The organism is Burkholderia sp. JKS000303, assembly GCF_002563755.1.
Classification (GTDB): Bacteria; Pseudomonadota; Gammaproteobacteria; order Burkholderiales; family Burkholderiaceae; genus Burkholderia; species Burkholderia anthina_B.
On sequence record NZ_PDBZ01000003.1, the window covers coordinates 403861 to 416221 of the forward strand.

Sequence of the window (12361 nt, forward strand, 5' to 3'; positions counted from 1 at the left end):
GGGTCAAAATTCGATGAAAATTTTCAGCTCTAGTGGGTCAGTTCTGTGCGGACATCAACAATCCAGCGGTTGCGCCTCGAAAAGTGCTACGAGGTGCTGTCGCAGACCGGGGCCGACGGTGCGAGCATTACGCGCCTCGCGTTGCAGTCCGGCTTTTCCGATCCCGCGTATTTCGCGCGGCTGTTTCGCCGGCGCTTCGGTGTCACGCCGTCGCAATGCCGCGATGCGGCGATGCAGGGCGTAGGCGGCGCGGCGTCGATGCGCTAATCGTCGACCGGTGCGTCGCGTTTCGGCGGTACCGCGCAATGGCGCGCGTCACTCCCCCGGCATCGTTCGGTATGCGACACGATAAGCCCTTGGACTACACCCGAACCGCGCCTTGAACGCTCGCCCGAAATGCGTGATGTCCGAAAACCCGCACGCGATCGCGAGTTCCAGCAGCGTGCGGTGGGTATCGGCCGGATCTTCCAGCGCGCGCCGGCTCGCCTGCAACCGGTATTCCTGAATCAAACTCCGTGGCGTCCGCTCGGTCGCGGCCAGCGCGCTGTACAACGTGCGTCGCGACACGTTCAGCGCGCTCGCCAGCTTGTCTGGCGACAAATCGGGATCGCTGTAGTGGTGCGACAGATAGCGTTCCGCATTCATCCGCAGCGTCGCGCTGCGCGCATTGGCGCCGGTCAGCGAATCGCTCGCCTCGCGGCGGATCACCGAATCGAGCAGCATCAGCGTCGACTGCTCGAAGCCGAACAGGCTTTCCGGATCGTTCGGCACCTGCCCGTCCATCAGGTAATGGATGGATTGAAGCGCCAATTGCGCATTGCCGACGGTTCGACGCACCTGCACGCCCGCCCGCTCCACGAACCAGCGCCACATCGTGCTGCTTCTCGGCGGCGTCAGTGCGGCGACGAAGCGCGACGCGTTCGCCGATTCGATCATGTACGGCTGCGTCGCATCGTAGATCACCCACTCGCCGGGATTGACGGTCGACGTCGCGTTGCGCTGCGTGACGCGGCTTTGTCCGGCGATCTGGAACAGGATCTTGTAGCAGTCGCTGTCGGCGCGCGATGCGAGCGAGCGGTCGCGATCGACGCGGATCGCGCTGGTGTCGACGTCGGCCATTCGCAGGCCGCCCACGGTCGCCACCCGCACCGACATCCGGAACTGCGGGCCGGTGTCGTGAAAGATCAGCGGCAGGAAGCTGTCCGCGATCAGGGCGCGCAGGTTCGTGTTGCTGTTGCTGGCGTCGACGACGAGTTCGTGTGCCATTGCCGGAAGAGGAAGTGGGCCGGGGAGCGCGTCAAGGGTAATGCAAACGGCCGCGACGCGGGTTCAGACGCCGCCATTGTCGGGAGCCCGGCCCCACGGCGTCAATCGTGGTTTCTCCACGTTTTGCCGTGCTGCCGCCATACGGCCTCGATCTGCACGCTGAGGCCAAAAGTGTGCACGCAACGCCGATCGGCGCGCGCGGCGCGTCCCTAGAATCGAACAGCGGTCGGCACGCGGTCCTGTCGAATCGCACCGGCTGGCTCGCGCCACGAAAAACCACCCCCTCTTCAAGGAGACCCTGCCGAAGGCCGGCGACGGACGCATGCGGCGGCAGCGCACGCCGGCGACCGTGGCGCGGCCGACCGCGGGCGCATATCAGGATGTCCGATAGAACTTTCGACTACATCGTCATTGGCGCCGAAAAGGCGTCGGACCTGATCGCCCGCGCGGCCTGATCGGGCCTTTCACACCCACCTTCACATTCAACGGAATTTCCGGAGGAACACAGATGGCACTGGTTCGGATGCAGGACGAAGTCAAAACGTTTCTCGCGCGCGAACACGGTCACTACATCGACGGCCGCGCGGTGGCCGGCCGCGGCGAACGGATCGACGTGCGCGATCCGTCGACGCGGGCGGTGATCGGCTCGGTCGCGCAGGCGACCGACGACGACGTCGAAGCCGCGATCGCGTCGTCGCATCGCGCGTTTCGCGGCGAATGGGCCAGCCTGACGCCGGCCGATCGCGAGCGCATCCTGTTGCGCTTCGCCGACCTGATCGACGCGCACGGTGAAGAGATCGCGCAGATCGAAACCGCGCAGTCGGGCAAGCTGATCGGACTGTCGCGCGTGATCGAGGTCGGCTGGTCCGCGCGCTGGCTGCGCTATTACGCGGGCTGGGCCACGAAGATCGCGGGCGAAACGCTCGCGCCGTCGTTTCCGAGCATGAACGGCGAGCGCTACACGTCGTTCACGCTGCGCCAGCCGCTCGGTGTCGTGTTCGGCATCATTCCGTGGAATTTCCCGGTGATGATCCCGGTGTGGAAGTTCGGCGCGGCGCTCGCCACCGGCAACACGGTGCTGATCAAGTCGTCGGAGTTTACGCCGCTCACGATGCTGCGCATCGCCGAGCTGGCGACCGAAGCCGGCCTGCCGCCCGGCACGCTCAACGTGATCAACGGCACCGGCCAGGTCGGCGCGAAGGTGATCCGCGATCCGCGCGTGGCGAAGGTGTCGTTCACGGGGTCGGTGCCGACCGGCCGCATCATCGGCGAGGAAGCCGTCAACGCGAACTTCACGCGCTTCACGCTCGAGCTGGGCGGCAAGAATGCCGCGGCGTTCCTGCCGGATACGCCGGTCGACAAGATTCTCGATGGCATCGTCGAGGCCGGTTTCCTGCACAGCGGGCAGGTGTGCGCGTCGGCGGAACGCTTCTTCGTGCATCGCTCGACGTTCGACGAGGTGGTCGAGAAGATGAAGGCACGTCTCGACAGCTTCCAGCCGGCCGACCCGATGGACGACGCGGGGATGATCGGCCCCGTCTGCAACGAGCCGCAGTTCCGCAAGTGTCTCGACGCGTTCGAGCTCGCGCGCACGGAGGGCGACACGATCGTCACCGGCGGAGGCGCGTATGCGCGTGACGGCTTCTACGTGAAGCCGACGATCGTGCTGCCGCGCTCGCTGGAATCGGCATCGTATCGCAAGGAGATCTTCGGGCCGGTCGGCGCGTTCGTGCCGTTCGACGACGAGGAAGCGCTGATCGCGATGATGAACGACACGCCGTTCGGGCTCACCGCGAGCCTGTGGACGAACGATCTGTCGAAGGCGCTGCGCTACGTGCCGCGCATCGAAGCCGGCACCGTGTGGGTGAACATGCATACGCTGGTCGACCCGGCCGTGCCGTTCGGCGGCGCGAAGGGGTCCGGTATCGGACGCGAATACGGTTCGTCGTTCATCGACGCTTATACCGAACCGAAATCGGTGACCATTCGCTTCTGAGCGGCGTAGCGCCAATGGAAATGCCCGCCCGGGACGACCCGGGCGGGCATTTTCGTCAAAGGGTGCGGCGCGTCAGAACCGCGTACTGAACCCGATCCGCGCGATCGACTGCGCCGTGCCACTCGCCGCGCCATCCGCATCCATCACGCCATTGATCTGCGCATTGCTGCCGTGGCTCGCGCGCTGATGCACGCCGGCCACATACACCATCGTGCGCTTGGACAGCCAGTACTGAACGGCGGCCAGGAACTGGTGCGCGTGCGCGTTGTCGAGCGTGTCGTTGCCCTTCATGTACGTGTAGCTCGCGCCGACCACCCAGGCCGGCGACGGATGCCACGCGGCGCCGGCTTCCGCCGACCACGCGCCCGCGCCGTTCCACGCGTTGTGCACGGTCGTGAAGAGCGCCTTCGCGGTGACCGTGCCGAGCGTGTAGTGCGCGCCCGCGCCCCAGTTGCGCACGCTCGTGGCCGGCATCCCGTCCGCCGCGCCGTATTTCTGGTTCGTATAGGCAGCGCCCGCGCCGAACGGGCCATTGTCGTAGCTCGCGCCGACGCTGACCGTGTTGTTCGCGCCGATCGACCCCGCGACGTTGCCGAAGCCGTACAGCGCACCGAAGGTCAGTCCCGAGATCGACGCGCTCGTGTACTTCACGGAATTCGCGACGCGGTTGCTGCCCGCGACGCGATCCCAGTCGAAGGCGCCGGTCGGGTTGTTCGGCAGCGCGAGCTTGTCGAACGGCCCGTTGCGAAAGCCGTACAGCCCGACGAGATCCTGCGCGATCTCGTTGCCGCTCGCGGCCAGCGAATCGACCATGAACTCGTACTGGTTGCCGAGCGTCAGCGTGCCGTAGCGGTCGTTCTGCAGCCCGACGTAGGCCGTGCGCGCGAACAGCCCGCCGCCGATCATCGACCCGTTCGCCAGCGAGAATTGATTGACGAGCCGGAAGATCGCATGCGTGCCGGCGCCGAGGTCTTCCTTGCCTTCGAAGCCGAGCAGGTTCGGGAAGAATATGTTGTCGTCGAATTTCGCGTTGCCGTGGCCGCCTTCGTTGCTGACATAGCTGATGCCGGCGTCGAGCAGCCCGAACATCGTCACGCTGCTCTGCGCGAACGACACGGCCGGAATCGTGCAGGCCGCGAGGGCCAGCAAGGTCTTTTTCGTCATCTCCAATGTGCTCCTCACATGCTTCCGGTCATGCCGGAATATTTTTGATGGGACTACTGATTTATATGAAGATAAGATGTTGCGAAGCGACCGATTCGATCGCGCCCGGAACGGAATCGGTCGATCCCGCGGGCGTCGGCGATGTCGATCGCTCGCCGATGCCCGCGGGTACTGCGTCGGCTAGACCGTCGAATACCCGCCGTCCACCGGTACGATCGCGCCGGTGACGAACGACGCGGCGGGCGAGCACAGGAACAGGATCACGTCCGCGACCTCGTCGGCCGAGCCCCAGCGCCCGAGCGGCGTGCGCTCGAGAATCCGCTGCGATGCCTGCGTGTCGGCCATCAACCCGCTGCTGAGCGGCGTGTCGATCCAGCCGGGCGCGACCGCGTTCACGCGGATGCCGCGTTCGGCCCACGCCTGCGCGAGCGAGCGCGTGAGCTGCGCGATGCCGCCCTTGCTCGCGCTGTACGCCGGGCGATCCTTGCTGCCGAAGTACGTGTACATCGACGCGACGTTGACGATGCTGCCGCCGTTTGCCGACAACGCCGGCAGCGCGGCATCGGACGCCCGCATCACCGACGTCAGGTTCACGTTCAGCACGAGCTCGAACTGGTCCATCCGGTATTCGTCCGCGTGCCGGCTGATGCCGACGCCGTTGACGAGCGCATCGACGCGCGGCAGCGTGCCGATCGTGCGCGTCAGTGCGGCGCTGTCGGTCACGTCGAGTTCGATGCAGCGAACGCCCGGATGGACCGGGGCATGCGGGCCGGCAGCATCGAGCCCGAGCGAGACGACCGATGCGCCCGCTTCCGCGAACCGCAACGCGGTGCGCGCGCCGATGCCGGACGTGCCGCCCGTCACGATGATGGTCTTGCCGTCAAACGACCACTGGCGGCTCATGTTCGATACTCCCGATGGTGTGAAGGGGCCGCGCCGGCCGGTGCGACGGCGCAACGAGGATCTTGATCTGCGCGCGATCGGCGAGCAGCGCATCGAAGCCGTCGGCGACGGCGTCTTCGAGCGATACGGTTCGCGTGACGATCGACGTGAGGTCGAGCGCGCCCGAGCCGATCAGCCGAAGCAGGTCTTCGTACACGTGCCGGTAGCCGACGCTGGCCGTGAAGGTCAGCTCGTCGTTGACCGCGCGGAATGCGTCGAAGCCCACATGCGGCATCAGGCCGACCATCACGAGACGGCCGCCCTTGCGCAGCCCCTGCATCGCCGCTTCGAACGTGGCCGGCAGGCCGGCCGCCTCGAAGCTCACGTCGACGCCGAGCCCGCCCGCGGCTTCGTGGATTGCGTCGCGCAGCACCGGCGCGTCGAGCGCGCGCGCATCGAACGCATGCGTCGCACCGAAGCGCGTGGCGGCCGCGAGCCGTTCCGGCGACACGTCGACCGCGACGATCGTCGTCGCGCCCTGCAGCTTCGCGAGCAGGACCAGCAGCAGGCCGATCGGCCCGAGCCCGAACACCGCGCAGGTGTCGCCGAGGCGCAGCTCGCCGCGCCGCAGCGCGTGCAGCGCGACGGCGGCCGGTTCCATCACAGCCGCCTGTTCGAGGCTCACGTCGTCGGGCAGCCGGTGCAGCATATAGGCCGGCACCACCGCGAAGTCGGCCATCCCGCCGTCGCCCATCAGCCCGGCGAAGCCCATCGACACGCACAGGTTGTACGACCCGGAGCGGCAGTATGCGCACTGGTGGCAGCGATACTCGGGTTCGATCGCGACGCGATCGCCCGGGACCAGCGTCGTCACGCCCGCGCCGACCTCGACGACGGTGCCGCTGAACTCGTGGCCGAGCGTGAGCGGTGCGGTACGGCCCGACAGCGGATGCGGCGTGTCGACCGGAATCGCGTGCGGGCCGTCCGCATATTCGTGCAGGTCGCTGCCGCAGATCCCGCAATAGGCGACCGCGATGCGTACCTCGCCGGGCCCGGCGCGCGGCGTGTCGAGATTGACCAGGCGGATGTCGCGCGGGCCATGCCATTGAAGTGCACGCATGTCAGCGTCCTCCGAGGTTCTGGGTATCGAGGCGGGCGCCGGCACCGGCCAGCGCGCGCTTGCGCAGCACGGCCGGCGCGGTTTCGACGAGACCGAACGACAGCACGCACGCGAGGATCGCGCCGGCGGCCGACGTCCACATCGCGAACTGCAGGCCGTACTTGTCGGCGGCGAAGCCGGCGACGGTCGGCGCGACGAAGCCGCCGATCAGCTCGCCCGCGCCCATGATCAGGCCGAGCGCGCTGGCGATCGCGCGCGGCGGCACGGTTTCGGCCGGGATCGTCGCCATGAACAGCGTGAAGCAGCCGAGGCCCGTGTACGTGACGAACACGAGCACGCCGAGCGCCCACAGCGCGTTGACGTGGATCAGCACGATCGGGCAGGTCGCGGCGATCAGCGCGAACGCGATCATCGTCGGCTTGCGGCCGATCCGGTCGGAAATCGCCGGCACCGCGAAACCCCAGAACACCCATGCGGCACCGAGGCAGGTCATCACGACGCCCATGTCGGCCGGCGACAGGTGGCGGCTCTCGACGAGGAAGACCGGCGCGAACGAGATGATCACGACGAACCACGTGAGGAAGAAGCAGCTGATCAGCATGCACAGCAGGATGTTGCGTTCCTTCAGCAGTGCCCAGCGGCTGACCTGCGCGCCGGGCAGGGCCGCGCTGTCGGCCTGGGCATGCCGTACGCCGCCGGGCGGCACTTCGCGAACCCAGCGCCAGATGCAGAACGCGATCAGGAAGCCGGGAATGCACGACACGTAGAACGCTTCGCGCCAGCCGTACGTGGTCGCGATGCCGATCACGACCGGCGGCCCGATCATCGCGCCGAGCAGGCCCGCGGCCGAGCCTTGCAGCAAGCCCATGTTCAGCCCGCGGCGGCTCGGCGTCGAACTCTCGACCATCAGCGATTGCGACAGCGGCAGCACCGGGCCTTCGGCGATGCCCATCAGCGCGCGGAACGCGATCAGGCTCGCGAAGCCGCCGACGAGGCCCGACAGCGCCGAGCAGACGGAAAAGCCGAGCACGGCCGCGATCAGCAGCGGCTTGCGGGTGCCGCGCGCGTCGGACCAGGCGCCGGTGGCGGCGCCCGACAGCGCCCACGTCAGCGCGAGCGCGGACGACACCATGCCGAGCTGCGTATTCGACAGGTGCAGCTCGGCCGACATGAACGGAAACAGGAACGACAGCGCGAGGCGGTCGAAGAACACGAAGCCGAACGTCATGAACAGGATCAGCAGCAGCCTGTTCTCGTACGTCCATGCGCGTTGGGGGGAGGGGTGGGATGTCATGGGCGGCCTCGTCGCGCGTCAGCGGAACAGCTTCTCGATCGCGTCTGCGCCGAGGCCGACCTTCTCGTAGTGCGCCTTGCACATCGCGATGTACGAATGCACGTCGAAGTAGCCGTCGGGATTGCCATCTTCGTCGAGCCAGATCAACGGACCCTTGACGATGAAGAACGCGCGCATCGGTTCCGGATGATCGAACGCGACGAGCGTATGGCCTTCGCCCGGCGTCTCGTACACGAAATCGCCGCGCGTCGCGGTCCATTCGTGCTCCAGATAGCCCCACTTGCCGGACAGCGTGTACGCGAACACCTCGTGCGGGTGATAGTGCCGGTTCACGAGCCCGGCTTCCTTCGCCATCAGGATGTCGCACCATTTGTTCTGCGACGGCGAGATCCACAGCGGCCGCGATGAAACCGTTTCGGTGAACGGAACGTAATAGCGCTCGTCCTCGGTGGCCGCGTTCGGGATGTAAGCTTCGGGCAGCGCATCGGGCTTGAACGGATTGGCAATCGGCGCGATGTTTTGCCAGAATTCGGATACGGCTTTGTCGACCACGGTTTGTCTCCTTGCAGGTTGGTGTCGTGGGGACGACTTTAGCCAGCCGGTGCGCGGCGCTCTTGACTGGGCTGGACGAATTGCTTGACCGGGCCGGACATCGCACCGCACCAACGACAAGACGCACCCTTCCCCAATCCGTGCCGCTCCGCACGACAGGCGCCCGCAGGAGGCGACGTGACGAATTCGACCGTTTTTTCACGCACGCGAGGCTCGACGGCCGACGTGCCGGTGCGCGACCGGATGGCGTACTGGGATGCGTTCAACGCCGCGACGCTGGTCGGGTTGCGCTGTTCGTCGCTGTCGCCGGCCGGGCTCGAGGTCGAGAAAACCAATCTCGAGCTGCCGGGGCTCGGCGTCGCGGACATCAGCGGCCGCGATCACGTGATCGAGCGCAGCCCCGCGCTGGTGCGCCAGTTGCCGAAGGAGTCGCTGTTTGCGTGCCAGATCCTGAGCGGGCGTGCGTATTTCATCCAGCGCGACCGGTGCCTGCTCGCGGAAGCCGGCGACGTGGTCGTGTACGACACCCGTGTGCCGTATCTGTTCGGATTCCTCACGCCGATGCGGCAGCTGCTGATCGACATGCCGGTCACGACGTTCGACGACCGCTTCGATGCGGAGCTGGCGGCGCTGCCGCTGCGGATCGCGCCGAAGCCAGGGGCGGGCGCGATGCTCGGCGCGACGCTGCGCGCGAGCGTCGAGCGCTTCATGAAGGATCCGGTCGAGGGTGATGCCGCGCGCTTCGCCGAGCGCACGCGCACGCTGGTCGCCGAACTCATCGACGTGGAAGTGAACGGTGCGGGCGCGTCGCGCGCGTCGCTGTCGTATCTGCTGACCGCGAAGCAGTACATCGCGACCCATCTCGGCGACCCGGAGCTTGGGCCGCAGGCGGTCGCCGATGCGGTCGGGCTGTCGTTGCGGCACCTGAGCCGGCTGTTTGCCGCCGAAGGCAAGTCGATCACGCAGCACATCTGGTCCGAGCGGCTGTCGCATGCGCATCGCGAGCTGACCGATGCGCGGCTGCGCAAGACGAGCATCGGCGAGATCGCGTTTCGCTGGGGCTTTTCGAGCCAGGCACACTTCAGCCGCGCGATTCGCGAACGCTACGGCGCGTCGCCGATGGCGCTGCGCAGTGCCTGTTGAGGCTGCGGAATCGACGTTGAAACGGCGCGTGGCTTACGCGCCGTTTTCATTTTCATTGCCGCGCAACGTGCGCCGTCAATCCGCCAGCATGAATTCGGCGCAGCGCTCCGCGATCATGATCGTCGGCGCGTTCGTGTTGCCCGACACGATGCGCGGCATCACCGACGCATCGCAGATCCGCAATCCGTCGATCCCCTGCACGGCGAGACGCGGCGTCACGACCGCGTTTTCATCGCTGCCCATCCGGCACGTGCCGGCCGGGTGGTAGACGGTTTTCGCGCGGTGCCGCACGTAGTCGGCCAGCGCGTCGTCGGTCAGCGTCTCGGCTTCGCGCACGACGCGCGCGAGCGACGGCGCACGCAGGATCTGCCGCGCGAGCGCGACGCCGCGCACGAGGCCGTCGACGTCGGCGGGGTCGGAGAGCGCGCCGCTGTCGAAGCGGATCGGCGCGGCGGGATCGTTGCCGCGCAACTGCACCGAGCCGCGCGAGCGCGGCCGCAGCAGGCACGGGTTGATCGACAGGCCGTGGCCGGGCAGCGGTTCGCGATCGACGTCGCCGACGAGCGTCGGCAGCACGTGGAACTGGATGTCCGGGCGGCCTTCGCCCGTCGTATCGACGAACGCGCCCGATTCGACGACGTTCGACGTCAGCAGGCCCGTGCGGCTCAGCATCCACTGCACGCCGTGGCGCAGCGCCTTCAACCCGCGATCCTCGCCGAACAGGCTGATCGGCGCGTGGCTGTAGCCGTAGATCGACACTTCGAGATGGTCCTGGTAATTCGCGCCGACCTCGGGGCTGTCGTGCAGCACGTCGATGCCGTGCGCATGGAGATGCGCTCCTGGCCCGATGCCCGACAGCATCAGCAGCTTCGGTGTACTGAGCGCACCGGCGGCCAGCACGACGTCGGCACGCGCGGCCGCCGAACCGGTCGCGCCGCTTTCCGTGCGCCACTCGACGCCGGTCGCGCGCCGGCCGTCGAAGCGCACGCGCGTCACGCGGCAGCCGGTCAGCACGCGCAGGTTCGCGTGGCCGAGCACGTCGGCGAGATAGGTCGCCGACGTGCTGCCGCGCTGTCCGTTGAAAATCGTCGTGTGATAGAAGCCGGCGCCGTGCTGCGCGGCGCCGTTGAAATCGTCGTTGTACGCGATGCCGGCTTCCTGCGCGGCCCTCACGAACGCGAGGCTCAGCGGATGCCGGAAGCGTGTGTCGCCGACCTTCAGCGGCCCGTCGGTGCCGTGGAACGGCTCGGACAGCCGCAAGTGCGATTCGGCGCGCTTGAACACCGGCAGCACGTCGTCCCAGCCCCAGCCGGCGCAGCCGAGCGCGGCCCATTCGTCATAGTCGGCGCGCGTGCCGCGCACGTACAGCATCGCATTGACCGAACTGCCGCCGCCGAGCGTGCGGCCCTGCGGCACGTAGGTCTTGCGCCCCGCCGCGCCGGCTTGCGGCTCGCTTTCGAACGTCACCGTGCGCTGCGTACCGAGCACGCGGATGAACGTCGCCGGAATCCGGATGAACAGGCTGTCGTCCTTCGGGCCGTCCTCGAGCAGCAGCACGCGTTTGCCCGCCTTCACCAGTCGATGTGCCACCGTGCAGCCGGCCGAACCGCCGCCGACGACGATATGGTCGTACGTCTCCATCCCGCTTCTTCTCCTTGCTGTCGGGCGGCGGAACGAGTGCCGCCGCACAAGAAGCCAGCTTATCGACGGGGATGCGGACCTATTTGACCGGGACGGCCGCCGTGCTTGCCTCGCATGGACACGGCGGCGGTGCTTGCGGGGCACGCTGATAGCGGGCTTGGTTCCCCAACGGGACTTCGTCCAGGCGCATGCCACGACGAACGACGCCGCAATGCGACTGGAAAGGTGCGCTTTCCTGTCCTGGAAAAGTTATTCGTGGCCCACGCAATCCCGCTATCAGCGTGAACTGGCCCTAGCGTGCTTCGGCCGGCGCGCGCGCGTCGCTCGGCGTTTCGCCGAAGCGCGCCCGATAGCTGCGGCTGAAGTGCGCGCTGTTGTTGAACCCCCAGCGGAACGCGATCTCGCTGACCGTCAGGTGTTTCAGCGACCGGTCGCGCAGGTCGGCGCGGCAGCGTTCGAGACGCCGCGCGAGGATGTAGCGCGTGAGCGGCATTCCTTCGATCTCGAACACGCGCGCGAGCTGGCGCGGCGACAGGTTGAGCGCGCGGCTGACCGACTGGCTGTCGAGATCGTCGTCGGCGAGATGGCTGTCGATGAACGTCTTCGCGCGGGACAGCGTATGGACGGTCGATTTGGACGGCGACGCGTCGCCGTCGCGCAGCCGCAGCATCGACTGCATCACGTCGAGCATCGTCGCGGCGCGCCGTTCGCGCGCATCGGGCGTCGCTCCGTAAGGCTCGGCGAGCAGCGCGTACATCCGCTGCACGGCCCACGACGTGACGCCGTCGCCGCGGTCGATCTTGACGACGCTGCGGTAGCGCCACGGGCCGACGCGCGCCTCGAAGATATCGCGCGGCACGTCGAGCACGGTCATCGCCATGTTGGCCGGGAAGCCGTGGCCGTACGGCATCGACGTGTCGTACAGCACGATGTCGCCGGGCGCATGCTGGATGCATTCGACGTCCTGGAACGTATAGCCTTGTCCTTCGTGCATCAGGCAGATGAATACGGCGTCGCGCTGGTCCGCGTGGATGTTGTGCGGCGTGCGCACGACCGCGTGCCGGTTCGCGACGATGTCGCACACGCCGAGCAGGCCCAAGTCGCGCTTGCGCAGCGTCGCGTCGATGCCTTCGGACGATTTTCCGCTGCACTCGATGCGCACGAGCGAGCGGGCGACGTGGTCGACCCAGAAGTCGACGCGTTCGTCGCCGCGTACGGTACGCGTCGAGATCGTGACGCTTCCCGTGCTGATGTCCGGCATGACGTTCTCCCAATGACCGCCTGAGCGGCGCAGTCTCGGGTA

The 12361-nt window shown here is 67.4% G+C and carries 11 protein-coding genes; 3 read left to right on the top strand and 8 right to left on the bottom strand.

The window, feature by feature from the left end; translation table 11 throughout:
- The first annotated feature begins 69 nt into the window (after nucleotides 1–69).
- Nucleotides 70–267: a helix-turn-helix domain-containing protein gene (locus BX604_RS29740; RefSeq protein ID WP_257146459.1), complete on the top strand. Its 198-nt coding sequence runs from the start codon at nucleotides 70–72 to the stop codon at nucleotides 265–267.
- Between the two features lie 48 nt (nucleotides 268–315).
- Here BX604_RS29740 and BX604_RS29745 read toward each other — a convergent pair whose 3' ends face one another.
- Nucleotides 316–1266 (bottom strand): helix-turn-helix domain-containing protein, encoded by a 951-nt coding sequence (locus BX604_RS29745; protein WP_098554411.1) that lies wholly within the window; start codon nucleotides 1264–1266, stop codon nucleotides 316–318.
- A 508-nt stretch (nucleotides 1267–1774) separates the two neighbouring features.
- On the opposite strand from BX604_RS29745, the gene BX604_RS29750 reads away from it, so the two are divergent.
- Nucleotides 1775–3262, top strand: coding sequence for an NAD-dependent phenylacetaldehyde dehydrogenase (locus BX604_RS29750; protein WP_098554412.1), 1488 nt, complete (start codon nucleotides 1775–1777; stop codon nucleotides 3260–3262).
- Nucleotides 3263–3334: 72 nt separating this feature from the next.
- Here the strand turns inward: BX604_RS29750 and BX604_RS29755 are convergent, their stop codons facing one another.
- From BX604_RS29755 to BX604_RS29775, 5 genes are all read right to left on the bottom strand, one after another.
- Entirely contained in the window at nucleotides 3335–4426 is a 1092-nt protein-coding gene (locus tag BX604_RS29755) for a porin (RefSeq protein WP_098554413.1), read from the bottom strand.
- 180 nt (nucleotides 4427–4606) lie between these two features.
- The gene (locus BX604_RS29760; protein ID WP_098554414.1) at nucleotides 4607–5329 is read right to left on the bottom strand and encodes an SDR family NAD(P)-dependent oxidoreductase; all 723 of its coding nucleotides are present in this window, start codon (nucleotides 5327–5329) and stop codon (nucleotides 4607–4609) included.
- Complete coding sequence (locus BX604_RS29765) at nucleotides 5307–6428, bottom strand: 2,3-butanediol dehydrogenase (RefSeq protein WP_098554415.1); 1122 nt, start codon at nucleotides 6426–6428, stop codon at nucleotides 5307–5309. The genes BX604_RS29760 and BX604_RS29765 overlap by 23 nt, the downstream gene beginning before the upstream one ends.
- 1 nt (nucleotide 6429) lies before the next feature.
- On the bottom strand, nucleotides 6430–7722 hold the full coding sequence (locus BX604_RS29770; protein WP_098554416.1) for an MFS transporter: 1293 nt from the start codon (nucleotides 7720–7722) through the stop codon (nucleotides 6430–6432).
- A gap of 18 nt (nucleotides 7723–7740) precedes the next feature.
- Nucleotides 7741–8274: a 2,4'-dihydroxyacetophenone dioxygenase family protein gene (locus BX604_RS29775; protein ID WP_098554417.1), complete on the bottom strand. Its 534-nt coding sequence runs from the start codon at nucleotides 8272–8274 to the stop codon at nucleotides 7741–7743.
- 177 nt (nucleotides 8275–8451) lie between these two features.
- Here BX604_RS29775 and BX604_RS29780 point away from each other — a divergent pair, with 177 nt between their 5' ends.
- Nucleotides 8452–9417 (top strand): helix-turn-helix domain-containing protein, encoded by a 966-nt coding sequence (locus BX604_RS29780; protein ID WP_098554418.1) that lies wholly within the window; start codon nucleotides 8452–8454, stop codon nucleotides 9415–9417.
- A gap of 75 nt (nucleotides 9418–9492) precedes the next feature.
- On the opposite strand, the gene BX604_RS29785 is transcribed toward BX604_RS29780, so the two are convergent.
- Both BX604_RS29785 and BX604_RS29790 read right to left on the bottom strand, forming a co-directional pair.
- Nucleotides 9493–11058, bottom strand: coding sequence for a GMC family oxidoreductase (locus tag BX604_RS29785; RefSeq protein ID WP_098554419.1), 1566 nt, complete (start codon nucleotides 11056–11058; stop codon nucleotides 9493–9495).
- Between the two features lie 292 nt (nucleotides 11059–11350).
- Entirely contained in the window at nucleotides 11351–12319 is a 969-nt protein-coding gene (locus BX604_RS29790) for a helix-turn-helix domain-containing protein (RefSeq protein ID WP_098554420.1), read from the bottom strand.
- Between the last annotated feature and the right edge of the window lie 42 nt (nucleotides 12320–12361).